Here is a 23,077-nt window from a genome sequence, read left to right on the forward strand (position 1 = left end):
TTGACAGCATCGGATCAAGCTCAGAAGTGGTCAAACTGGAATAATCTATGTGCAGATAGGCACGATCTATCTACGCGGGATCGTCGAGCCGTGCTCGTCTCCTAGCCGGGAGAGGGCAACGATCATGGCTACATCGCGCCTCCTAGCTTGATCTAGGAACAGTCAGCTCGACCCAGCGAGACATGAGGAGGCCGCATGCAGCAGGTACTCCTGTCCCCCGAGTTGCCCCTGGACCTGGTGGCCTTCGATGGGTTGCTCAGCACGTGGCGCCTGTTAGCGGCGCACACGGCATGCCTGCAATCTTCGCCTGGTTGAAGCAATACAGAGTTGCTCTTCAAGACTCGCTATTTCAGGGGGCTTTGAGATGAGTCTGCTTTGGGCTGGAACCGACGATGGATCGATATAACGGATTGAAGAGTGGCGGCGAGTTCGGGGGTGTGCACCATTTCGAGCAATGCACGCGATGACGGTGCCTCGAACGCATTTTTCCCGGCAACGAATCCGACATTTGAGTGCGACATTGGTCCATTGATTGCGATTGCGTGGAGATTTGGAATGTGCGCGAGTTGGCCGGCGAGAGATTGCGGAAGAACTGCCGAATATTTTCCTGTCGCCACGTGTGCCGATAGCACGTCAATTGAATCAGTGCGAATAGTCTGCGCGGTACATTGCATCAGCCTATCTTGAATGGGTTCAGGTACTGCCGAGTTCAGCACGCAGAGTTGTCTATTGAGAACATGGTCCCACGTTGTGCTTCGGGGTTGCTGTGTTCTCGCGGCGTGAAAAAGGAAAATGCGTTCACGGTACAGAAGGTGAGTATCGAAGTCTTCCCCTGGGATATCCTCCAAATGCATGAGTGCGATATCCAAATTGTTTTCTCGAATCGCCTGTAGCAGGGAAGAAGCGCCGGAAACCAGAACTGATTGTTGAAGTAAGGGTGTTTTTTCAGCAAGGGCGATGCTTAATGTGGGCGCTACACCGGCAGTTCCTGGGAGTATCCCTAGCCGGAATTGCCCCTCTATACCTCGCCGTAATGCGGAGAGTTCTCGCTCCAGCCCTTTGCAGTCGTCATACATCTGCTGAGCCCAAGACAGTACGCGCATCCCTTCAGAAGTGAGGCCGTCATAGCGTCGCCCATGACGCACGATCTCGACACCCATGTCTTCCTCCAATTGCTTAATGCCCGCGGAGAGTGTCGGCTGAGAAACATTGCAGCTTTTGGCCGCGTTGCCAAAATGGCCTTCACGGTGCAAAGCAAGCAAGTATTCAAAGTTTCTTACGATCATAGATTTTCTTCTGATAAAGTTGATTAGATTTTATACTTTCACGAAAAACCCTGCGCACGCTTCGATCCGCGTCCAACCTTGGGCACGTAGCTGGCACGCATGAAAGGCTGCCGCGCGCAGTGCCCATACTGTAGGTTCGACTCGTCATCGACGGTCAGCACCACAACGCACGGGACAGCCAATAGCGCGAACACAGGTGCTTTGCGCTGTGGGGCGAGTCGTCCTCATGTAGCTTAGCAGTTGGCGCGTTCTGGAAGGGAGTAAGCGTGAGTGGTGAGGCACGCAACCGCAAAAGGCGGTGCTAAGCTCTTGAACTGTTCGGGTCGTGGCCGTTGAAGCGGCGAGAAAATGGAGCCTGCCATGGCCGTTGTGGCGCAGCTAGTACACCATGCCCCCAGCGTTTCCTTAGCTGCGATTGACGGGCATGCCTGGCGGTAGCTCAATAACAGCCATTTATGGATGAAGGAACGAGGGGAATAAGGCAGATGAAAATATTCACGATTGGATTCACTAAGACCTCCGCGCGGTCCTTCTTCACCAAGTTAAGTGCTTCTGGTGCCAAGCGCCTTGTCGATGTTCGCCTGAATAATGTTTCGCAATTGGCCGGCTTCGCTAAACGCGAGGATCTTCGATATTTTTCCGAGGCGTTGTGTGGGATGGAATATGAACATCTACCAGCACTTGCTCCAACCAAAGACATGTTCGAGGAATATAAAATAAAAGGGGGAGATTGGGATATCTACGCCAGGAAATTTCTGGATTTAATGTCGTCCCGAAGGATTGAGTCAATCGATAAAGAAAAGATTGATAACAGTTGCCTGCTTTGCAGCGAAGACAAGCCCCATCACTGCCATCGGAGGCTAGTGGCCGAGTACCTTGCAGGCAAATGGCCGAATGTTGAGATCGTGCATCTTTAGAGGGGCGACGTAGCTCCACGTTTCCAACGCCTCGTCTGGAGGGCTAAGAGAGACAAAGGCGCGTATCGGCGGGAGCCGGCGCCACACATTGGGCGTACAGAGCAACCTCGCCCGCCACGGCTCGATGTCGGCGCTCAACGAGGCGAGTGGCTCTAGGTGCATTGGCAGACGGGCCGTTGGCTGACGTCGTGGCGATCGGCGGATATGCACTGGGAAGCCCGCCCATGTGTTGGGCTATCATGTTGGCGACGCCTGCGCCCAGGTGGGGCGCGGCAGGATCGCCGTCATTTACACCCCAGTTTGGTACTGCTATAGGTCTTCTGAAATAGCCGATACATCAGGACAAATTGAAGTAGCTCAATTAGGAGATATCTAATGTCAACCGGTATGTTTATTCTGCACTCCAACTATACGCCGGCGGGGGACCAGCCAGAGGCGATAGCGCGCCTGCTGTCGGACATAGAAGACGGTGCGACGCACCAGACGCTGAAAGGTATCACCGGCTCAGGTAAGACCTTCACCATGGCCAATGTGATTCATCGTCTGAAGCGGCCTACGTTGATCTTGGCTCCTAACAAGACGTTGACCGCGCAGCTTTATGGTGAAATGAAGCACTTCTTTCCTGAGAACGCGGTCGAGTACTTCGTTTCCTACTACGATTATTTTCAGCCCGAAATCTATATGCCGGGCACCGATCGTTTCATTCCAAAGGACTCGGCCATCAATGACCACCTTGAGCGCCTGCGCCTGTCCACGACCAAATCCTTGATTGAGCGTCGTGACGTGATCGTCGTCGCTTCGGTGTCTTCAATCTACGGCCTGGGTGATCCAGATGCATACCGAGCGCTACAGATCGCTCTGTCCCCTGGGGTCAAACTAAACCAGAGAGAGCTAATTCGTCGCTTGGCTTTGCTGCAATATGATCGCACGGAGCGCACTCTCAAGCGTGCAACGTTCCGCGTCCAAGGTGATGTGATTGACATTTTCCCCGCTGATTCCGAGTACAGGGCGGTTCGGGTGGAACTGTTGGATGACACTGTTGCGTCTGTCCAATGGATGGACCCTGTTACCGGCAAGACGTTGGGAGAGATAGACCATTATTTGGTTTCGCCAAAAACGCTTTTCGCACCGCCCACGAACAAAATAGATTCCGCGTCCAAAAAGATACTCGCTGATATGGAAGAGCGGGTTGCCGAGCTGAACAGGAATAATCGCTTGGTCGAGGCAAACAGGCTGTACGAGCGGATCACGCATGACGTGGAAATGATGCGCGAGGTCGGCTATTGCTCGGGGATGGAGAATTATTCCTGCTACTTCAGCGACCGAGACGCAGCTTCTCCTCCGATCACGTTGCTGGATTATTTGCCGAAAGACGGGCTGCTGTTCGTCGATGAATCTCATGTCATGGTGCCACAGATATCCGCAATGTACCGGGGGGATCAGGCGCGCAAGGACACGCTGATCGATTACGGGTTCCGTTTGCCTTCATCGAAGAACAACCGGCCATTGAACTTTGACGAGTTCGAGAAGGTCAAGCCTCAGACCATCTTTGTTTCCGCTACTCCGGGCGACTACGAGCTGAGGGTGTCGAAAGGCAGGGTTGTCGAACAGGTTATCAGGCCAACGGGACTGCTTGACCCCAAGGTTGAAGTGCGGAAAGCGGATGGATACATAGATGACCTGCTTGCCGAAATATCGAAGTGCGTGAAGAGAAAGAATCGAGTGCTTGTGACTACGCTGACGAAGGTCAGTGCAGAAGAGCTAACGGATTTCTTGACGGACAACGGGATTCGAGCGCGCTACATGCATTCGGACATAAAAGCGGAGGATCGTGTTGAGATCATCAATGGCCTGCGCGCAGGAGAGTTCGATGTTTTGATTGGGATTAGTCTTTTGCGCGAAGGGCTGGATATTCCAGAGGCATCATTGGTTGCCATTCTCGATGCAGACCGTGCAGGGTTCTTGCGTTCGGCCCATGCGCTCATTCAGATGATCGGTCGAGTCGCTCGGAATGAAAACGGCAAGGCGATCTTGTACGCCGACGCGGTGACGCCGGCGATGAAGCAGGCGATCGATGAGACCAATAGGCGCAGGCAGCTTCAAATTGCCTTTAACGAGGAAAATGGGATTTCTCCAGCCTCGTCTGTGCGAAAACTAGCAGGGGAAGAGACGAATACGGAGGAGCCCACCGTTCATTCCGAGGCTTTCTGCGAGAACTTGTCCGACCTTTGCGATCAGATCACTGCCAAGGAACAGCAGCTACTCGAATTTACCGATACCGGTGACGAGCAGCGCGTCGAAGACATTCGTCGTCAGTTGGATGGGTTGTACCGGCAATTCATTTACATCTAATCGTTCGCCGGCATTGGGTTGCATGGCCGACCGATCTGCACCTGGGGCAAGCGGGCAGACGGTCGGCTCATCATTCAACCGGAGGGGTGAGCCGCCGAGGCTCAGTGCCCCGCTTTCCAAGGTGTTTGCCCTACAGCGTCTTGCGACGTGTCAGCGCAAAGCTGGCAACGATCCAACGGCGACCAGCATTTCATCAAATACCGCTCGAACCCTTCCCGGAATGGGGCCACGCTGAGGCCGATAGACGTACAACCCCCATGCCGGAGGTTCTTCGTTCTCCAGCACTCGCACGAGCTTCCCGCTGGCAATGTAGGGGGCGGCCATGTAGTCCGCCAGTTGCGCGAACGCGATCCCGGCCAGCGCCGCTCCCATTTCCATGTCGGCATTGTCGGCGACGAGAGTGGGTGCGGTAGGTGTCCACTGGCGTCCCGCCTTGAAGTGCCAAGGCCAGGGACGGCCGGTATTGATATCCAAGGCCACGGTAACTGGCAGGCTGCTTAGCGCATCGATGTTTGCAGGTACGCCCACTTTCTTGATCAGGCGCGGAGCGGCAACGATGGGGAGTCTCATGTCGGCGGCCTTGCGTGCGACGAAGCGGCTATCGCGCATGAATCCGACCCTGATCCCGACGTCAATCCCTTCGTCAACCGTATTGCTGATGCGATCGGACAGGCGCACATCCAGCGTGATGCCTGGATGACGCGCGGCCACGCGCTCCAGTGCCGGTAGCACCGCTCTGGCGCCCAAGCTGTGCGGTGCGGTGATGCGAACCGTACCGGACAGAGAGGCCTGCTGGTCGGAGCCAGGCGGTCGCCACAGATCCTCGAACCGCTCCAATGCGGGGCGCACTTGGTCTAGCAGCCCTTCGCCGAAGGCGGTGATGCGCACCTGGCGCGTGCTTCGATGAAACAACACCTCGCCGTAGTGTTGCTCCAGTTGCTGGATGGCACGGGTTACACCTTGCGGAGAAGTCCCCAGCCGGACGGCCGCATCGCGAAAACTGCTGCTTTCGGCCGCCACCCGAAAGATGCGCAGTAGTTCCATTTCCTTGTTCATGACGCACGCCTCATGGCCGGTTTCGCTGCTCGTTAATTGTTCCAGATTGTGGAATTATAAAATCGCAACAATTCCATATACAAGGGGAGCGCGGTTGCCCAGACTGACAACACCCCGGAATGCTCCGCTCCGAACAACCCAACAAGGAACGCGAATGAACGCTGCGACTCTCATCACTGCCTACTACGACGCCTTCAACCGCGGCGACCGCGAGGCCATGCTGTCAATGTTGACCGATGACGTCGCGCACGACTTGAACCAGGGCGCTCGTGAGGTCGGTCGCGAAGCCTTCCGCGCCTTCCTGCAGCGCATGGACCGCTGCTATGGCGAGCAACTGCGCGGGATCGTGGTGATGGTCAGCGCCGACGGCCTGCGTGCAGGCGCGGAGTACGTGGTGCATGGCGAATACAAGGTGACGGACGACGGGCTGCCGGAAGCCCAGGGCCAGCGCTACGTGCTGCCGGGCGGCGCGTTCTTCGAGATCCGCGATGGCAAGATCGCTCGTGTCACCAACTACTACAACCTCGGCGACTGGATCGCACAGGTTGGAGGGGACGCCTGAAATGACCAGCGACGTGCAGGTGCTGGTTCGTCGTGGCGCGGACATTGCCGAATGGTTCGATGCCGTGGCAGGCCTGCGGGCGAGCGTCTTCCGCAGCTTTCCTTACCTATACGAGGGCGACACCGAATACGAGAAGCACTACCTCGCCATGTACGCCCGTTCGGCAGACAGCCTGCTGGTACTCGCGCTCGCTGATGATGTGGTCGTGGGTGCGTCCACGGGGTTGCCGCTCGGCGATGCGGAGCCGGCCTTCCATGTGCCGTTCGCCGATCGAGGAATCCCGGTGGAGGCAGTGTTTTACTGTGGCGAATCAGTCCTGCTCCCGGCCTTCCGGGGCCTTGGCCTGGGCCATCGCTTCTTTGACGAGCGCGAAGCGCATGCCCGTTCGTTGGGCGGCATGCAGTGGGCATCGTTCGCGTCGGTGGATCGTGCAGACGACGATCTCCGGCGTCCTTCCAACTACCGCAGTAATGACCCCTTCTGGACCCGTCGCGGCTACGTGCGGCAGTCGGACATGAAGGTTACGCTGCCCTGGAAGCAGGTGGGTGAGCCGAGCGAAACCGAGCAGACGCTCACGATGTGGCTGCACTCCCTGGAGAACGCGAAATGAAAGTAGCAGTTGCGAAATACTCAGTGGGTCAGCCCGCGGACTTCGAGGCATTTGCTGCGCGGCAGCGGCTGGCTCTGGAGGAGGCGCGCCGTGGCGGGGCGGAACTGGCCGTGTTGCCCGAGTATCTATCCCTCGAACTGGCTGCAACGTTCGAGCCTGGCATCCGCCATGATTTCAACGCCTCTCTGGCCGCGCTGCAGGCCTTGCAGCCTGCGTGGCTGGCACTGTATGCCGACCTGTCGCGCGAGTTGTGCATGACCATTCAGGCCGGTACGTTTTTGACCCAGGTTGGATTGGACCGCTACCGCAACCGGGCTTGGTGGTTTGCGCCTGACGGCACACGCGACTACCAAGACAAATTGCAGTTGACGGGGTTCGAGAAAGACGCCGGCGTCATCGAGGGTGGCGACGAACTCAAGGTGTTCGATTTGAAAGGCGTGCGTGCCGGCATCGCTGTTTGCTATGACAGTGAGTTTCCATTGCCCGTGCGAGCCCAGCGAGAGGCGGGAGTGCGCCTGCTGCTGGTTCCGAGCTGTACCGACACCCAAGCAGGTGCAACCCGGGTCCGTGTGGGCTGCATGGCGCGGGCACTGGAGAACCGAATGTTCATCGCGCAGGCCGTGACGACCGGAGCTGCTGACTGGAGTCCGGCGCTGGACACGAATACTGGCGAGGCCACGATCTATGCACCCATGGATCGCGGATTCCCTGAGGACGGCATTCTCGCGACGACGTGCGGCACGCAGGCATGGGCAATCGCAGATCTTGACGTCGATGCGCTCGAACGAAACCAGGAACAGGCCCAGGTTGCCGTCGATCGCGACTGGGACGGCCAGATGTTGCCTGCACTGCGGAAGGCTCGGTACTCGGGTCGTCAGGTCGCCTAGCCGGTCTCATCTTGATAGCTTCAGCTCGATGAGTCGGCTTAGATAGATCATGTCTATCTGCGCATAGATTTTTCCAGTTTGACCAGTTTTGAACTTGCCCCGATGCTGTCGGTACATGCAAGAAATATTCATTGATTTGAATATTTTGCGCTTCTTGGGAACAAACCTGTACTAGCCTGTAAGAGTGCTCGAAGAGCACAGAATTTGTGGCGAAGTTCGGCCGCATATACTATGGGGGAGTATTGTATAATGCGGCGGTGTACCCAAGTTGAGAGGTGTTCGATGCCACATAGCCCGGAAGAAAAGAAGCAAGCCCTGACGCGCATCCGGCGCATCAAAGGTCAGGTCGCGACTCTTGAGCAAGCGCTCGATGCAGGTGCGGAATGCCCTGCAATTCTTCAGCAGCTTGCGGCCGTTCGTGGGGCAGTCAACGGATTGATGGCGACCGTTCTGGAGAGCTATCTGCGGGAAGAGTTTCCCCGTAGTGACATCAGGAGCGATTCGCAGAACAAGTCCATTGACGAGACCATCTCTATCGTCCGCTCCTATCTGCGGTAGAGGCACCAGGGTGCCCTCGGTGAGGGCAAATTTAGTTAGCTAGTAAAGGAAGCGACATCATGAAATCACGTGCAGCAGTTGCCTTCGGGCCAGGAAAGCCGCTGGAAATCGTCGAGATCGACGTCGAGCCGCCGCGCAAGGGCGAGGTGCTCATCAAGATCACGAACACCGGCGTTTGCCATACCGACGCCTTCACCCTGTCGGGCGACGATCCGGAAGGTCTCTTCCCGGTCGTGCTGGGTCATGAAGGTGCGGGTATCGTCGTGGAGGTGGGTGAAGGTGTGACCAGCGTGAAGCCTGGCGATCACGTCATTCCGCTCTACACCGCCGAGTGCGGCGAGTGCCTGTTCTGCAAGTCCGGCAAGACCAACCTGTGTGTCGCGGTTCGCGCAACCCAGGGTAAGGGGCTGATGCCCGATGGTACGACTCGCTTCTCGTACAACGGTCAGCCGCTTTACCACTACATGGGTTGCTCGACCTTCAGCGAATACACGGTCGTCGCCGAAGTCTCGCTGGCCAAGATCAACCCGGACGCCAATCCCGAGCACGTCTGCCTGCTGGGCTGCGGTGTGACCACCGGCATCGGCGCCGTGCACAACACGGCCAAGGTACAGCCCGGCGACTCGGTGGCCATCTTCGGCCTCGGCGGCATCGGTCTCGCTGCGATTCAGGGTGCGCGCCAGGCCAAAGCGGGCCGCATCATCGCCATCGATACCAATCCGGCGAAGTTCGAGCTGGCTCGTACCTTCGGCGCGACCGAATGCCTCAACCCGAAGGACTTCGACAAGCCGATTCACGAGGTTCTGATCGAGATGACCGGCTGGGGTGTCGATCACACCTTCGAGTGCATCGGCAACGTCAACGTCATGCGTTCGGCTCTGGAAGCTGCCCACCGTGGCTGGGGCCAGTCGATCGTCATCGGCGTCGCCGGTGCCGGCAAGGAAATCTCGACCCGTCCGTTCCAGTTGGTCACCGGCCGGACCTGGAAGGGCTCTGCTTTCGGCGGGGTCAAGGGGCGTACCCAACTTCCGGGCATGGTGGAAGACGCAATGAAAGGCGAGATCGATCTCGCCCCGTTCGTCACCCACACCATGGGTCTCGACGAGATCAACCACGCCTTCGACCTGATGCATGAAGGCAAGTCGATTCGCACGGTGATCCACTACTGATCGCCCACTCTCCATTCAAAACCAACCACCAAGGAAATTAACCATGTCCAATCCTGTCATTTCCGGCGACGGCATCTTCTCGCACGTCTTCATCGGCGCCGCCGACGTCCAGAAGTCGGCCGCGTTCTATGACGCCGCTCTGGGTGCTCTCGGCATCAAGAACCTCGGTCCTTTCGGCAACGGATGGGTGCTTTTCGGTCGCGAAAAGCCGGCTTTCATCATCGCCCGTCCGGGCAATGGTGAAGCGCCTTCCAGCAACGGCGTGACGATCGGCTTTGCTGCCGCCACTCCCGCCGAAGTGGATGCCTTCCACGCCGCCGGCCTTGCCGCAGGCGGCACCGACGAGGGCCAGCCTGGCGCACGTGGTCACCTGCCGGGTGCCTATGCGGCCTACCTGCGTGATCCGGCGGGCAACAAGGTCTGCTCGTACACCTTCGTCTGAAAGCTAGGAAGCTGAGGGCGTTCTGAAAGGGTCAGCACAAGCCTCTACACGGCGAGCCTATTAGACGGACCGTGTAGAGCGGTGCCTACTCATGAAGATCGGCCCGCAGCCATGTGCGAAACGCATGGCTGCGGGCATTTGCTTTGAAGCGTGTTTTTCAACCAAGAAGAAATGAGGTCGTTATGAAAGAGCCGGCCAACATCAATACGACGACCGTACAACCTGCCCCGACCGCCACCGTGTACGGCATGCCGGCCTACACCGATCGTGCTGCCGCCGTGGGGGAAGTGCATGCGCGCCCGCATCTCTTGATTCAGGCCCCTCGCGGCATATTGCAGCTCGCTTTCATGACCGAAGGCGACCAGGCCAGGGATCAGATGGCGATGAGCGAGTTGTCTCATCGCTTCGGCGTTGCCGAGCCCGACCATGCTACGCCGCTCCACGGTGTGACATGGGATGAAGGAGACCTGCACTGCGAAAAGCACACCGAGTTCTCGACGTATCTCTGGTGCGCTTCCCTAGATTCCGAGACGGGAGAGCCGTGCGGCGAAAATCCGTTCAAGCATGGATTTGTTCCTCCCGGCCCGGTCGTATCCGGCATCCGTTTGAGACTTCTTCCGTGGACGCCGGAAACGGAGAAGGAGGTCGATCGCTTCGATCCTGCCAGCCTGTGCTACTCGCTGGTGGAGAACGGCTCTGCCGCCATCCTGACCGATTTCCGACAGGATGCGGATGGCCTGACGCAGATCCTCGTCCTGGCCCGCGATTTGACCCCGGCGCGGGCGGGTGCGCTGGCTCAACGTCTGCTGGAGATCGAGACTTACCGCACCTTGGCGTTGCTGTCCCTGCCGTTGACACGATCGATGACGTCGGAACTGCGACGCATGGAGTCGCGCCTTGCGGCGATCACCGACGAGATGTGTACGAGCTTGGTGGAACGGCGCGACAGCGACGTGCTGCTGTCCGAATTGACCGGCCTGGCTGCCGAGCTGGAAGCTGGCGTTGCGGCGAATCTCTATCGCTTCGGCGCCAGCCGTGCCTACTACGAGATCGTCGAGGAAAGGCTGGCAGCGCTTGCGGAAGAGGCCGTATCCGGGTACTGCACCTGGGCGGATTTCCTGCAGCGTCGCATCGCTCCCGCCATGCGGACATGCCAATCCGTAAAGGAGCGCCAGACCAAGCTCTCCGACAAGCTGACCCGGGCCATCGCGTTGCTGCGTTCCTGGATCGACGTCGAGCTTGAACGCCAGAACCGCGATCTGCTGGCTTCGATGAACAACCGGGCCAAGATGCAATTGCGCCTTCAGCAAACCGTCGAAGGCCTCTCGGTCGCGGCAATTTCTTATTACGTCGTGAGTCTTCTCGGCTACTTGCTCAAGGGCATTCCGATGGTTCACGACAGCGTGGCGCCGGTGATGGCGGTTCTGGTGCCTGCGGTGATGCTGACGATCTGGTGGATCGTGCGCAGGATCAGACACGCCCACGGCGACACGGCAGCGGAAGAGAAATCTTCCTGACGAGCTGCCGTCCTGGCGCGCGAGAGCTGCGCCGTTCCTTTGAACATAGGAGAACACCATGGAACGCATCGAACATCACGCCAGCTTTGATGGTTGGCAGGACGTTTATCAGCATGAATCCACGACGCTCGGTTGCACGATGAAAGTCGGCGTCTATCTGCCTCCGCAGGCACAGCACGGCAAGGTGCCGGTGCTGTACTGGCTTTCAGGCCTCACCTGCACCGAGCAGAACTTCATCACCAAGTCCGCCGTCCAGCGCTACGCAGCCGAACATGGCATTGCCGTCGTCGCGCCCGATAGCAGCGCTCGCGGCGAAAGCGTTGCCGACGATCCCGCCTATGACCTCGGACAGGGGGCGGGTTTCTACGTCAACGCCACACAGGAACCCTGGGCTGCGAATCATCGGATGTATGACTACGTCGTGCAGGAACTACCGGCGCTGATCGAGGCCCACTTTCCCGTGACAGCGGAGCGGAGCATCAGCGGCCACTCCATGGGGGGACACGGTGCTTTGGTCATCGCCCTGCGAAACCCGGGCCGTTATCGCAGCGTCTCGGCCTTCTCGCCCATCGTCGCTCCCACCCAGGTTCCCTGGGGACACAAGGCCTTCGAGGCGTATCTGGGTAGCGACCGGGAGGCGTGGAAGCAGTACGACACCGTGGAGCTGATTCGCACCGTGCAGGAGCGTCTGCCGCTGCTGGTGGATCAGGGCTTGGGCGACGAGTTCCTGGAGAGTCAGCTTCAGCCCGATCTGCTGCGCAAAGCCTGCGACGAGACGGGACACCCGCTCACGTTGAATCTGCGCCCGGGCTACGACCACAGCTACTACTTCATTGCCAGTTTCATTGGCGAGCATATGGCACACCACGCATCGGCGCTGAAACGCTGAGAGAGAGGAGATCAGGTCATGACAAAGACCTCCAAAAATCGACATCACGTCGTCATTATCGGAGCGGGCTTCGGCGGGATCGAGGTTGCCAACCAGCTTGCTGGTGCCGAGGTCGATGTGACGATCATCGATCGGCGCAATCATCACCTGTTCCAACCCTTGCTTTACCAGGTTGCAGGGGCGTCACTTTCGACATCCGAGATCGCCTGGCCTATTCGCTATCTCTTCCGCAATCGCCCGGAAGTGAACACCTTGATGGCGGAAGTGGAAGGTATCGACCAGGACGCGCGTCAGGTCATTCTCAACAATGGCTCGCGCCAAACCTACGACACGCTCGTACTCGCGACAGGTGCTACCCATGCCTATTTCGGACACGACGAATGGGGGGCTTTCGCGCCGGGGTTGAAGACGCTGGAAGATGCCACGACCATTCGAGGCCGAATTCTCGCGGCCTTCGAGGAGGCCGAGCGCACGAGCGATCCTCAGCAGCGTGCCGCGCTGCAGACGTTCGTCATCATCGGTGGTGGTCCCACCGGGGTTGAATTGGCCGGAACCATCGCCGAGCTGGCGCGAGACACGCTGGCGCGTGACTTCCGCTCGATTGACCCGAGCACGTCGCGGGTTGTACTGATCGAGGCGGGCCCGCGTCTGTTGTCCGTCTTTCCAGAGGATCTGTCGGCCTATACGCGCCAAGCACTCGAAAAGCTCGGGGTCGAGGTCGTGCTGGGTACGCCGGTCACCGAATGCTCGGCCGACGGCGTGGTGTATGGCGGCAAGCCCCTTTCGGCCAAGACCATCGTCTGGGCCGCCGGGGTCCAGGCGTCTCCCGCGGCCCGCTGGCTGGGTGCTGCGTCTGATCGTGCGGGTCGAGTGGTCGTTGGTCCCGACCTGACGGTGGCCGGCCGCCCGGAGGTCTTCGCCATCGGCGATACCGCCTCGTGCACCATGGCCGATGGGAAGTCCGTACCGGGCATCGCCCCCGCCGCCAAACAGCAAGGCAAGTACGTCGCCAACCTCATTGGACGGCGTTTGAAAGGCAAGCTCGCTGACGGGCCTTTCAAATACCGGCATCAGGGGAACCTGGCCACCATCGGCCGCAGCCTGGCCGTAATTGACATGGGGCGGGTTAAGCTGCGTGGAGCCTTTGCGTGGTGGATCTGGAAGCTCGCGCATATCTACTTTCTGATCGGTACGCGAAATCGTCTCAGCGTCGCGTTGAGCTGGGTATGGAACCATAGCATCGGCTACCGCGGCTCTCGCATCATCATGCATGCGATTAGCGACAAAGAGCCCACGGCGTTGGATAAATCCGGCTCTCTGGATTGAGGTGCCCACCTTATCGGAACGTCAACTATTAGAAATGCCAGGGAGAGGAACTTGACCGATCTATTCACGACAAAGCCCAAGCCTCCCTTGGCCGAACTCCTGCGGCCCAAGACGCTGGATGAATTCGTCGGGCAACGGCACTTGCTCGGCCCCGGCAAGCCGCTTCGTCTCGCGTTCGAGGCGGGCAAGTTGCACTCGTTCATCCTCTGGGGGCCGCCAGGCGTGGGCAAGACCACCTTGGGGCGCCTGGCCGCCAGTGCGACCGACAGCCGATTCATCGCCATCTCGGCCGTGCTTGCCGGGGTGAAGGACATCCGGCAAGCCATCGACGAGGCCCAGGCAGAACTGGACAACCATGGTCGATCGACGGTGCTTTTCGTCGATGAGATCCACCGCTTCAACAAGGCGCAGCAGGATGCCCTACTGCCCCATGTCGAGTCGGGGCTCCTGACCCTGGTGGGGGGGACGACCGAGCATCCGGGGCTGGCGGTCAATTCCGCTCTGCTCTCGCGCGCGCAGGTCTATACCCTCGAACCGCTGTCCGGCGACGAACTGAACCAGCTCTACGAACGCGCACTGCCGCATCTCCAGGGCGTCACGTTGGACGCGGACGCGCTGGATCTGCTCAAGGGCTTTGCCGATGGCGATGGCAGGCGCTTCCTCAATCTGCTTGAGCAGGTGACGAATGCTGCGTCGGGCGCTGGCAAGACCGTGGTCGATGGCGAGTTCGCCAGGCTGTCCACCAGTCCATCGCTGCGCAGGTTCGACAAGGGCGGCGACGAGTTCTACTGGCAGCTCTCAGCCTTCCACAAGTCGCTACGGGGCTCCGACCCTGATGCGGCCCTGTATTGGCTGGCCCGCATCCTCGACGGTAGCGGCGACGTCAGCCAGGTGACCCGCCGCATGGTGGTAGTGGCCAGCGAAGACATCGGCAATGCCGACCCGCAGGCGCTGCAACTGGCGCTCAATGCCGCGCTGGCTTATGAGAGGCTGGGTTCCCCCGAAGGCGAAATACCGATTGCCCACGCAGCGACCTACCTTGCTGCCGCCCCCAAGTCGAACGCTGCCTATGCCGCCTGGAACAAGGCGAAGGCCTTCGTCAAGAACAGCGGCTCCCTGCCTGTGCCTCTCCATCTTCGCAATGCGCCGACGAAGCTGATGCAGCAGATGGGGTATCACGAAGGCTACCGCTACGCCCATGACGAGCCCAACGGCTATGCCGCTGGGCAAAGCTACTTTCCCGAGGGCGTGGCGCGGCCGGGCTGGTATCAGCCAACGGACAGAGGTGTTGAGCGCAGGCTGGGAGAAAGGCTTACTTGGCTGCGCTCGCTGGATGATGGGACGCTGCCAGAGGCGGACGCCTGACCGGTCGCCTCCGAAACCGGCTCATCGCGACTTCACGAACTACAGGAACAGGATAAGAACATGTCAGCCACTTCTTTCGGTGCATCCTCGGCGAATATCAGCCGGGGACGCGTTGCCCGCTATCTGCGCACGGAGTCTGGTGCTGCGGTGCTGCTGGTGATCGTCACGGTCGTGGCGCTGGCGTGGGCGAACTCGCCGCTATCCGATGCCTATTTCGCGTTGTGGCACCTGGACGTCGGGTTTGACTTCGGGCCGCTGGGCCTGCACATGGATCTGCATCACTGGGTCAACGACGGCCTGATGGTGGTCTTCTTCTTCCTGATCGGCCTGGAGGTGCGTCAGGAGTTTGCCCACGGATCGCTCAGGGACCGCAGCCGTGCCCGTCTCGCTCTGATCGCGGGTGTCGCAGGTGTCGTGCTTCCCGCGCTGGTGTATGTCCTGATCGTGGGGCTGGCCGGAAGTGAGGGCCTGCACGGGTGGGGGGCGGTGGTCGGCACCGATACGGCATTCATGCTGGGCACCCTGGCGATCGTCGGCCCGCGGCTATCCGGTCAGTTGCGCGTGTTCCTGCTCACCCTGACCGTGGTCGATGACTTCCTCGCCGTGTCCATCATCGGCATCGTCTATAGCGAGGAGATTCGGATCGTCCCGTTGTTGATCGCCCTCGCCAGTCTCGTTGCGTTGTGGTGGCTAGGGCGCACCCGCCAGTGGCGGGCAATGCCGTATGTGCTGATCGTGATCGTGCTGTGGCTCGCAACCGTGTACTCCGGCATCCATGCCTCTCTCGCCGGGATGGCCGCGGGGCTGCTGATCCCCGCCTACGCGACGCAACGTCACAAGGTCGTCGCGGCAAAACAACTGTTCCGCGACTTCTGGCAGTCTCCGAGTGCCGCATCGGCCCGCGCGGTGGACTGCGGGCTGTCCCGGGGTATCTCGGTGAACGAGCGATTGCACGAGTTCCTGCGGCTGCCGACGGCGCTGCTGATCGTGCCGGTGTTCGCCTTGGCGAACGCCGGAGTGGACGTGCGTGGCGGGCTGCTCGCCGAGGCCTTCGGCTCGCCAGTCACGTGGGGCGTCATCGCAGGGCTCGTGCTCGGCAAGCTCCTGGGCATCGGGCTCATCACTCTCGTCGCCGTCCGTCTCGGCCTGGGCCGGCTGCCCGAGGGCGTCGGGGTGGGGAGCGTGTTCGGTGGTGCGGCACTGTCCGGGATCGGGTTCACCGTGTCGCTGCTGATCATCGGGCTCGCGTTCGGCACGACCTCCGACCTGGGCCGCCAGGCGACGGTCGGCGTGCTCGTGTCGATGGTGTTCGCCACGTTGCTCGGGTGGCTGATCTTCAAGGTCGCCGCCCAGCGGTGGGGTGAGAAGACCGCTGACCTGCCGATGGTGCTTGAGCCACCGGTCGATCCGGAGATCGATCACATCCGCGGGCCGGAGGACGCCCAGCTCACACTCGTCGAGTACGTGGACTTCGAGTGCGCGTACTGTGCGCACGCCACCGGTTCGTGGGACGATCTGCGCGCCCACTTCGGGGACGACCTGCGGTATGTGGTGCGCCATCTGCCGCACCACCCGCACGGGCCGATTGCCGCGCGGGCGTCCGAGGCAGCGGCGAACCAGGGGATGTTCTGGCCGTGGCTGGACTTCGTGTTCACCCGTCAGCATGCGCTGGAGCGCGAGCATCTGATCGGCTACGCCGCCGAGCTTGGGCTCGACGTCGAACGGTTCATCGCGGATCTCGACAGCACCGCGGTGATCGAGCGTGTCGAGCGCGACCTCGCCAGTGCGGTCGCCAGCGGTGCGCACGCCACGCCGACGTTCTTCGTCGAGGGTCGTCGTCTGCGCGGCAGCTACGACGCCCGCACTGTCACCGCGGCGCTCGAAGCCAGTCGCCGCGGCCCCCGAACTCAGGAAGTCCCGTCCTGAGCGGGACGAACTACAGGATAAAAACATGCCAAACAATTCTTTCGGTGAATCCTCTTGTACGGCTGCGGCCAGCGGCATGGTGGAAGTGCGCGGCGCGCGCGAGAACAACCTCAAAGAGGTGGACGTTTCCATCCCGCGTAACGCGCTGGTGGTGTTCTCCGGCGTTTCCGGCTCCGGCAAGTCCTCGCTGGCCTTCGGCACCATCTACGCCGAGGCGCAGCGGCGCTACTTCGAGTCGGTGGCCCCCTATGCGCGGCGCCTGATCGACCAGGCCGGCGTGCCGGACGTCGATGCGATCGACGGCCTGCCGCCGGCGGTGGCGTTGCAACAGCAGCGGGGCTCCAGCAACGCGCGTTCCTCCGTGGGCAGTGTGACCACCCTGTCCAGCCTGGTGCGGATGATGTATTCGCGCGCCGGCGCCTACCCAGCCAACCAGCCGATGCTGTACGCCGAGGATTTTTCGCCCAACACGCCGCAGGGAGCGTGCCCGACCTGCCACGGCCTGGGCCATGTGTACGAGGTGACCGAGGCCATCATGGTGCCCGATCCCTCCCTGAGCATCCGCGAGCGGGCGATCGCCTCCTGGCCCCCCGCCTGGCAAGGCCAGAACCTGCGCGACATCCTGGTCAGCATGGGCTACGACGTTGACCGACCGTGGAAGGACCTGCCGAAGAAGGATCGCGACTGGATTCTGTTCACCGAGGAAACACCGACAGTGCCGGTGTACGCCGGCTTCACGCCCGCCGAAACTCGCGTCGCGCTCAAGCGCAAGATGGAGCCGAGCTACATGGGCACCTTCACCGGCGCCCGGCGGTATGTGCTGCACACCTTTGCCAATACCCAAAGCGCACTGATGAGAAAGCGCGTGTCCCGGTTCATGGAGGGCAAGCCGTGCCCCACCTGCCACGGCAAGCGGCTCAAGCCCGAGGCGCTGTCGGTCACTTTCGCCGGCGTGGACATCGGCGCGTTCATGCAGATGCCGCTGGACCAGTTGGCTGCCTTGCTCGAACCCATTGCCCAGGGCGATTTCCGCGCCCATGCAGCGGGGGAGGCTACGGACAAGGAAGCGACCCGACGCGACCGTGCCGAACGCGCGGCCTCCGGCCGTGCCGTCCATGCGGTATCGCCCGACGTGCGCCGCACCTCCGCGCTGTCGGAAGAAAAGCGCCTCGCCGCGCAGCGCCTGGCCGGCGGTGTGATGGCGCGCCTGCGTCAACTGCGTGGGCTGGGCCTGGGTTACCTGACGCTGGACCGGGCCACGCCGACGCTTTCGGCCGGCGAGTTGCAGCGCCTGCGGCTGGCCACGCAATTGAGTTCCCTGCTGTTCGGTGTTGTGTACGTGCTCGACGAGCCCTCGGCGGGGTTGCACCCCTCCGACAGCCAGGCGCTGTACGACGCGCTCGACCGGCTGCGTGACGCCGGCAACTCGGTGTTCGTGGTCGAGCACGACCTGGACCTGATGCGCCGCGCGCAATGGCTGGTGGATGTGGGGCCGGATGCCGGGGAGCGTGGCGGCCGCGTGCTCTACAGCGGCGAGCCGGACGGCCTGCGCAAGATTGCCGAATCGCGCACCGCCCGCTATCTGTTCGACGAAATCGCCGCGCCGGGAAGCCGGGCACGCGAAGCGACCGGCTGGCTGGAGCTTCAGGGCATTCATCGTCACAACCTGCATGGCGTGGACGCACGCATTCCGCTGGGCGTGCTGACGGCCGTCACCGGCATCTCCGGCTCGGGCAAGTCCAGCCTCGTCGCGCAGGCGCTGCCGGAGCTGGTGCTACTGCACTTGGGCCACGAGCCCGAGGACGACGCGGCCGAAAGCGCCACCAGCGAAGGGCCGGCAGTGATCGAAGCGACTGGCGGTCATCTGGCGGGCGACGTGGACGCCATACAGCGCCTGGTGCAGGTGGACCAGAAGCCGATCGGGCGCACGCCCCGGTCCAACCTGGCCACCTACACCGGCCTGTTCGACCACGTGCGCAAGCTGTTCGCCGCCACGCCCGATGCGCGACGCCGCCGCTATGACGCCGGGCGCTTCTCGTTCAACGTGGCTAAGGGGCGTTGCGAGACCTGCGAGGGCGAGGGCTTCGTCAGTGTGGAGTTGCTGTTCATGCCCAGCGTGTACGCCCCGTGTCCGACGTGCCATGGCGCACGCTACAACGAGGCCACGCTGAAGGTGCGATGGAACGGGCGCAACATCGCCAAGGTGCTGCAGATGACCGTGGACGAAGCCAGCGAATTCTTTGCGGGTGAAGACGCCGTGGCCCGGCCCCTGCAATTGCTGCGCGATATCGGATTGGGCTATCTGCGCCTGGGGCAACCGGCCACGGAACTTTCCGGTGGCGAGGCGCAGCGCATCAAGCTGGCGACCGAGCTTCAGCGCAGCCAGCGCGGCCGAAGCCTGTACGTGCTCGACGAGCCAACCACCGGGCTGCATGCATCGGATGCCGACCGGCTGCTGGTGCAGTTGCAGCGCCTGGTCGATGCCGGCAACACCGTGGTGATGATCGAGCACGATATGCGCGCGGTGGCTCAGGCCGATTGGGTGATCGACGTGGGGCCTGGTGCAGGCGCTGCCGGCGGCAGCATCGTGGTGGCGGGCTCCCCTCAGCAGGTGGCCCGAACGTCTGGCAGCCGAACCGCTCCGTTCCTTGCGCAGGAGTTGGCGCGGGCCGAGTAGCTCAGTTCGCCAAATGTTGCCAGCTTTCGCGGGGTATTGATCGTCGCCAAACGACGGTGGCGATCAATGCCCGAATCGCGTCATCCTTCCTGAGTCAGAGCAAGATAGGGATTGTTGGGCGGTATTTCGGGGAATGCCAAGGACCCATCTTCAAGGAGGTAGCCATGCAGTCGGCGGGACTTCCTCGGGCCCGTGACCTCACAGGTCCAAATGTTCAGGCCATTGGGGTGCTTGCGATGTAGCTGCAGCTTCTCGAAGCGCTTCTGCACCCACTGCCAATCCTGTTGATTCTCCTGCTTGGCGAGCGCGGCCACTTCGGGATGCTCCTGCGCATAGCGTTGGAACACACCCGGGCTGACCAGGTAGGCCGTGTCATTCACCGTATGCACGAGCGCCTTCGCGTCATTGATGATGAGCCGTCGTGAGGTGATTCCCTGCTTCAGCCAAACCATGAACTGTTCCGCGGATGGCTTCGTTGCCGATGACCCAGGCGTAGGCGCGGGTACAGGTGATGGAATGGACGTCGCGGCTGTTGCTGGCGCGGGAGGGTGGAGGAACTCTTCGGCATCCTGACCAACGCCGGCCGACTCACCCAAGCCCACCATCGCGAGCAAGTCCTCCATGACGTCGGGCACGGGCTGGGCCGCGGGCGGTGAAACGATGGTGGTGCTGTCGTCCTCCCAAATTGGAGGCTCTTGACCTCCCTGCGCTGGGTTCACCGAGACGGTTGGCGCGGGAGCCGACATGCTGGCGTCGTTTTCCGCGGGCGTCGCGTCGATCTCTACCGTGCCTGCGAAAGGTGCTGGTCGCTCGCCAGACTCCCAGATCAGCGCGGGAGCGAGACGCAACAGGGTGAACGAATGGGACCAGCCGGTCGTGCTGGTGACGGTCGCGCGCCAGACCGCTTTGCCGTCCGAGGTGGGCTGGAGCATGCCGTGGTCCTGCAGTACGTTGAACACGGCGGTGTTGTTCGCAGGAATGCCATCGATCCCCTGAGACAGGAGGTGTGCGCGCAGTTTGTCCGAGACCGTCTTGCTCACCAGCCACAAACCATCCTCGGTGAGCCAGCCATCGGAGGCTTCCGGCTGGTTCAGCTTCAACTGTTCCTTGAGCAGGTAGCGCAACCCGTCCAGCAGCTTGCGTTGCAGTGCGTGCTTGGGCGCGGCCATGGCGCGCGCCGGATCGCCGCCCAGCTCCTGGGCCACCGACGCCCGGTCTGCTTGCACGACGAGTTCCCCTAGTACACCGGCATGTTCGTACTGACCGGCCAGCACATAGAGCAGCGGTGCCCAGAGAGCCGGATAGTCGCTGAGCCAGTCCAGGACGTGGCGGTCGAGCAGTTGGCGATAGAGCAAGCCTGTTGCAGCGCTGTGCAGGCGGTATTCGCGGTCGTCACGGTAGCGAAATCGGTACGCCTGGTGCAGCGGGCCATGCCACGGATGCCAAGTACTGCCGTCGGCCAGTTCGACGTGTAGATCGACGGCGATCTTGCCAATATCGTGGAGCAGCGCAGCATAGGCGACGGCGGCGGTCCAGGCTTCGGACTGCGCCGCCTGGTCTTCGGGACTGGCACCGATGGGCAGCAGATGGGACTGCCGCAGTTTCAGGCTGTAGGCCACGATCTCCAGGCCGTGGTCGAGCATGCCGCCCGGATAGGCATGGTGATGCGCCTCGGAGGCCGGAAAGGCTTGGACCAGTTCGGCGTAGCGTTCCAGGGGCGTGCGGTACAGGGTGGCGAATTGCCGGTGTGAGAGCGACGTGCGCTGCCAGATGTGCTCCAGCAGCTTCTGCCGGCGTGGGGTGGCCAGCAGCGATGCGGCCGACTCAGGACGCAGCAGCCCTTTCGGGAGGTCGGTGACGGGTGGTGGCGTCGGTGCGGCAGCGACCGGGGGCCGTTTTCGCTGGAACAGGGAGAGCATGTGAGGTGTCCTAATGACGGGCCGACCGGGAGGCCTTTTGGCCTTTTCGAGGTAGGGCCTTTCCCCTTGCACCCCATTCCCTTGCCATTTCGACCCTTTGGCCTTTAACCGTTTCGGTATAGCGGGGCCTGGACCGCGGCTCCACCGTCAATGTGGAACCCGCTCGAATGCATTGGACGGCGACCAGGCGCTGGCCTCGGTCTATGCTGCGAAGGCGCTGCTTCCGCCGGGTACGTTGCTCTCTAGGCGTCAAAGTTGACAAACGCGACAAAGGCGACTAGAGTGAAGCCTGTCTCAAACCTACTCGGGAGATGACCATGCCCACTGCCATTGAATTCATTGCCGACCGTCTGCCGCGCGTCACGGTGGAAGATGTACGCCGCTTCGCGGATACCGTCGAAATCCGGGATGCCACGGCTTTCGCGGCCGAGTTGCAGGCGTTCGTCCACGAGCGCGTGGAAGCGGTGACACTGCCCGCCAACTTGCAGGGGGAGACCGTTGGGCAGGCCCTTGCACGCAAGGCGGCCGCGCTGCGCGCCGACACGCGCTGGGCACCGAATGAAACCGACGTCCAGCGAGGCCGTGCCGTGCTGCTGGAAACCTTCAACCAGCCGCACAACCTGCCGCCCGCGGAGTTCGCCAAGCTGGCGGACAAGTCGCGCCAGCAGATCTACAAGGACATCCTCGCGCGTCGGCTGCTGGCGCTGAACGTGGGGCCACGCGGTCAGAAGCTGCCCGACTGGCAGCTCGACCCGGTGAAACAGCAGTTGACCCAAACCGTGCTTCAGGAGGTCGAGGGTATCGATCACTGGACGATCTACCGCGCACTGTCCGAACCGCTCGAAGGCTTGGGCGGTCGCTCGCCGGTGGATGCGGTGACGCATGGCACGATCGACGACGTGGCCGAGGCCGTGTTCAACGTGCTGGGCGTTCAGGTGCATTGAAGCGAGACTGCCATGAGCCACGAGCTGCCTTCGTTCCTGATCGATGCCGGTGAACTGCTCCAGCATGTGAGCCGCGTCGTCTATCGGGGCAGCCCGCTGTACTATGGTCGCAGCAGCACCAATCGCTACGACGACCCTGCCCGAACCTACGGCGTGCTCTACCTGGGGCGCGACCTGCCCACGGCGCTGATGGAGTCGGTGTTTCACAAGCATCAGTGGCTTGATGACGCGAAGCGCTCGATCGCATTGAAAGAAGTCCAGGGCAGGATGGTGCGCGCCGTAGGGGTGATGGCCGACGTGCTTCTGGCCGATCTCACGGCACCAGGCGTCATGGCGGGCTACTTTGGCCTGAACCTGGAGCAGTTGGCCAGCCGTGGCTACACGCACACGCAGCAGGTGTCCGCTCATGTGCATGCGATGGTCGGCGACGACGGCCAACCTCTGTTTGACGGGGTACTCTATCCGTCGCGCAACAACTATCCCGCCAAGAGCATCGCCCTGTTCGAGCGTGCGGAAACGAAGGTCAGCGTCATCGAGGACATCGATCTGGTTGACCATGTGGACTGGCCGCGTTTCGTTGCCACCTACCGCATCGGCGTGGAACCCGACCCCGGCCCGATAGAACCGGATGACGAAGCGTCCTGAAGCAGCGAGAAGACACATTGGAAGCCCGAA

General features: G+C 61.4%; 19 protein-coding genes. 16 read left to right on the forward strand and 3 right to left on the reverse strand.

The genetic code is table 11. The annotated features are described in order from the left end of the window. Window positions 1-344: 344 nt before the first annotated feature. A complete protein-coding gene (locus tag H0X95_RS28355; protein WP_028698648.1) occupies window positions 345-1,286 on the reverse strand; it encodes a LysR family transcriptional regulator in 942 nt (313 codons plus the stop codon). Between the two features lie 485 nt (window positions 1,287-1,771). Here H0X95_RS28355 and H0X95_RS28360 point away from each other — a divergent pair, with 485 nt between their 5' ends. Both H0X95_RS28360 and uvrB read left to right on the forward strand, forming a co-directional pair. Further along, the gene (locus H0X95_RS28360; RefSeq protein WP_023628836.1) at window positions 1,772-2,203 is read left to right on the forward strand and encodes a DUF488 domain-containing protein; all 432 of its coding nucleotides are present in this window, start codon (window positions 1,772-1,774) and stop codon (window positions 2,201-2,203) included. 375 nt (window positions 2,204-2,578) lie between these two features. Further along, window positions 2,579-4,555 (forward strand): excinuclease ABC subunit UvrB, encoded by a 1,977-nt coding sequence (uvrB, locus tag H0X95_RS28365; protein WP_023093409.1) that lies wholly within the window; start codon window positions 2,579-2,581, stop codon window positions 4,553-4,555. Between the two features lie 150 nt (window positions 4,556-4,705). Here the strand turns inward: uvrB and H0X95_RS28370 are convergent, their stop codons facing one another. Then, entirely contained in the window at window positions 4,706-5,611 is a 906-nt protein-coding gene (locus tag H0X95_RS28370) for a LysR family transcriptional regulator (protein ID WP_023093410.1), read from the reverse strand. A gap of 154 nt (window positions 5,612-5,765) precedes the next feature. Here H0X95_RS28370 and H0X95_RS28375 point away from each other — a divergent pair, with 154 nt between their 5' ends. From H0X95_RS28375 to H0X95_RS28430, 12 genes are all read left to right on the forward strand, one after another. Then, entirely contained in the window at window positions 5,766-6,173 is a 408-nt protein-coding gene (locus tag H0X95_RS28375) for a ketosteroid isomerase-related protein (protein ID WP_017514126.1), read from the forward strand. Between the two features lies 1 nt (window position 6,174). Further along, window positions 6,175-6,783 (forward strand): GNAT family N-acetyltransferase, encoded by a 609-nt coding sequence (locus H0X95_RS28380; protein ID WP_023093411.1) that lies wholly within the window; start codon window positions 6,175-6,177, stop codon window positions 6,781-6,783. Further along, window positions 6,780-7,670, forward strand: a complete 891-nt coding sequence (locus H0X95_RS28385) for a carbon-nitrogen hydrolase family protein (RefSeq protein WP_023093412.1) — start codon at window positions 6,780-6,782, stop codon at window positions 7,668-7,670. The genes H0X95_RS28380 and H0X95_RS28385 overlap by 4 nt, the downstream gene beginning before the upstream one ends. A gap of 282 nt (window positions 7,671-7,952) precedes the next feature. Further along, on the forward strand, window positions 7,953-8,228 hold the full coding sequence (gene frmR / locus H0X95_RS28390) for a formaldehyde-responsive transcriptional repressor FrmR (RefSeq protein ID WP_023093413.1): 276 nt from the start codon (window positions 7,953-7,955) through the stop codon (window positions 8,226-8,228). Between the two features lie 59 nt (window positions 8,229-8,287). Then, on the forward strand, window positions 8,288-9,397 hold the full coding sequence (locus H0X95_RS28395; protein WP_011871467.1) for an S-(hydroxymethyl)glutathione dehydrogenase/class III alcohol dehydrogenase: 1,110 nt from the start codon (window positions 8,288-8,290) through the stop codon (window positions 9,395-9,397). A gap of 43 nt (window positions 9,398-9,440) precedes the next feature. Next, window positions 9,441-9,839, forward strand: a complete 399-nt coding sequence (locus H0X95_RS28400) for a VOC family protein (protein ID WP_023093414.1) — start codon at window positions 9,441-9,443, stop codon at window positions 9,837-9,839. Between the two features lie 182 nt (window positions 9,840-10,021). After that, complete coding sequence (locus H0X95_RS28405; RefSeq protein ID WP_023093415.1) at window positions 10,022-11,356, forward strand: DUF3422 family protein; 1,335 nt, start codon at window positions 10,022-10,024, stop codon at window positions 11,354-11,356. Window positions 11,357-11,414: 58 nt separating this feature from the next. Beyond that, entirely contained in the window at window positions 11,415-12,245 is an 831-nt protein-coding gene (gene fghA, locus H0X95_RS28410; protein ID WP_023093416.1) for an S-formylglutathione hydrolase, read from the forward strand. A gap of 18 nt (window positions 12,246-12,263) precedes the next feature. Beyond that, the gene (locus H0X95_RS28415) at window positions 12,264-13,571 is read left to right on the forward strand and encodes an NAD(P)/FAD-dependent oxidoreductase (protein ID WP_023093417.1); all 1,308 of its coding nucleotides are present in this window, start codon (window positions 12,264-12,266) and stop codon (window positions 13,569-13,571) included. A gap of 51 nt (window positions 13,572-13,622) precedes the next feature. Continuing rightward, complete coding sequence (locus H0X95_RS28420; protein ID WP_023093418.1) at window positions 13,623-14,936, forward strand: replication-associated recombination protein A; 1,314 nt, start codon at window positions 13,623-13,625, stop codon at window positions 14,934-14,936. A 60-nt stretch (window positions 14,937-14,996) separates the two neighbouring features. Beyond that, window positions 14,997-16,862: a Na+/H+ antiporter NhaA gene (gene nhaA / locus H0X95_RS28425; protein WP_023093419.1), complete on the forward strand. Its 1,866-nt coding sequence runs from the start codon at window positions 14,997-14,999 to the stop codon at window positions 16,860-16,862. A gap of 25 nt (window positions 16,863-16,887) precedes the next feature. Further along, window positions 16,888-19,539, forward strand: a complete 2,652-nt coding sequence (locus tag H0X95_RS28430; RefSeq protein WP_196446302.1) for an excinuclease ABC subunit UvrA — start codon at window positions 16,888-16,890, stop codon at window positions 19,537-19,539. 80 nt (window positions 19,540-19,619) lie between these two features. Here H0X95_RS28430 and mobH read toward each other — a convergent pair whose 3' ends face one another. Beyond that, window positions 19,620-21,458, reverse strand: a complete 1,839-nt coding sequence (mobH, locus tag H0X95_RS28435) for a MobH family relaxase (RefSeq protein ID WP_023093421.1) — start codon at window positions 21,456-21,458, stop codon at window positions 19,620-19,622. Between the two features lie 317 nt (window positions 21,459-21,775). Here mobH and H0X95_RS28440 point away from each other — a divergent pair, with 317 nt between their 5' ends. After that, complete coding sequence (locus H0X95_RS28440) at window positions 21,776-22,402, forward strand: hypothetical protein (protein WP_023093422.1); 627 nt, start codon at window positions 21,776-21,778, stop codon at window positions 22,400-22,402. 12 nt (window positions 22,403-22,414) lie between these two features. Then, window positions 22,415-23,047, forward strand: coding sequence for an RES family NAD+ phosphorylase (locus tag H0X95_RS28445; protein ID WP_023093423.1), 633 nt, complete (start codon window positions 22,415-22,417; stop codon window positions 23,045-23,047). Window positions 23,048-23,077 lie beyond the last annotated feature (30 nt).

It is taken from the genome of Burkholderia sp. 9779_493 (genome assembly GCF_015712215.1).
Classification (GTDB): Bacteria; Pseudomonadota; Gammaproteobacteria; order Burkholderiales; family Burkholderiaceae; genus Burkholderia; species Burkholderia cenocepacia.

What these genes read in the sequence shown, in the direction of transcription:
- H0X95_RS28380 (WP_023093411.1), top strand. Translation starts at nt 6,175, where the DNA reads ATGACCAGCGACGTGCAGGTGCTGGTTCGTCGTGGCGCGGACATTGCC.
- H0X95_RS28395 (WP_011871467.1), top strand. Translation starts at nt 8,288, where the DNA reads ATGAAATCACGTGCAGCAGTTGCCTTCGGGCCAGGAAAGCCGCTGGAA.
- H0X95_RS28405 (WP_023093415.1), top strand. Translation starts at nt 10,022, where the DNA reads ATGAAAGAGCCGGCCAACATCAATACGACGACCGTACAACCTGCCCCG.
- H0X95_RS28440 (WP_023093422.1), top strand. Translation starts at nt 21,776, where the DNA reads ATGCCCACTGCCATTGAATTCATTGCCGACCGTCTGCCGCGCGTCACG.
- mobH (WP_023093421.1), bottom strand. Translation starts at nt 21,458, where the DNA reads ATGCTCTCCCTGTTCCAGCGAAAACGGCCCCCGGTCGCTGCCGCACCG.
- uvrB (WP_023093409.1), top strand. Translation starts at nt 2,579, where the DNA reads ATGTCAACCGGTATGTTTATTCTGCACTCCAACTATACGCCGGCGGGG.
- H0X95_RS28430 (WP_196446302.1), top strand. Translation starts at nt 16,888, where the DNA reads ATGCCAAACAATTCTTTCGGTGAATCCTCTTGTACGGCTGCGGCCAGC.
- nhaA (WP_023093419.1), top strand. Translation starts at nt 14,997, where the DNA reads ATGTCAGCCACTTCTTTCGGTGCATCCTCGGCGAATATCAGCCGGGGA.
- H0X95_RS28385 (WP_023093412.1), top strand. Translation starts at nt 6,780, where the DNA reads ATGAAAGTAGCAGTTGCGAAATACTCAGTGGGTCAGCCCGCGGACTTC.
- H0X95_RS28375 (WP_017514126.1), top strand. Translation starts at nt 5,766, where the DNA reads ATGAACGCTGCGACTCTCATCACTGCCTACTACGACGCCTTCAACCGC.
- H0X95_RS28415 (WP_023093417.1), top strand. Translation starts at nt 12,264, where the DNA reads ATGACAAAGACCTCCAAAAATCGACATCACGTCGTCATTATCGGAGCG.
- H0X95_RS28355 (WP_028698648.1), bottom strand. Translation starts at nt 1,286, where the DNA reads ATGATCGTAAGAAACTTTGAATACTTGCTTGCTTTGCACCGTGAAGGC.
- fghA (WP_023093416.1), top strand. Translation starts at nt 11,415, where the DNA reads ATGGAACGCATCGAACATCACGCCAGCTTTGATGGTTGGCAGGACGTT.
- H0X95_RS28370 (WP_023093410.1), bottom strand. Translation starts at nt 5,611, where the DNA reads ATGAACAAGGAAATGGAACTACTGCGCATCTTTCGGGTGGCGGCCGAA.
- H0X95_RS28400 (WP_023093414.1), top strand. Translation starts at nt 9,441, where the DNA reads ATGTCCAATCCTGTCATTTCCGGCGACGGCATCTTCTCGCACGTCTTC.
- H0X95_RS28360 (WP_023628836.1), top strand. Translation starts at nt 1,772, where the DNA reads ATGAAAATATTCACGATTGGATTCACTAAGACCTCCGCGCGGTCCTTC.
- H0X95_RS28445 (WP_023093423.1), top strand. Translation starts at nt 22,415, where the DNA reads ATGAGCCACGAGCTGCCTTCGTTCCTGATCGATGCCGGTGAACTGCTC.
- frmR (WP_023093413.1), top strand. Translation starts at nt 7,953, where the DNA reads ATGCCACATAGCCCGGAAGAAAAGAAGCAAGCCCTGACGCGCATCCGG.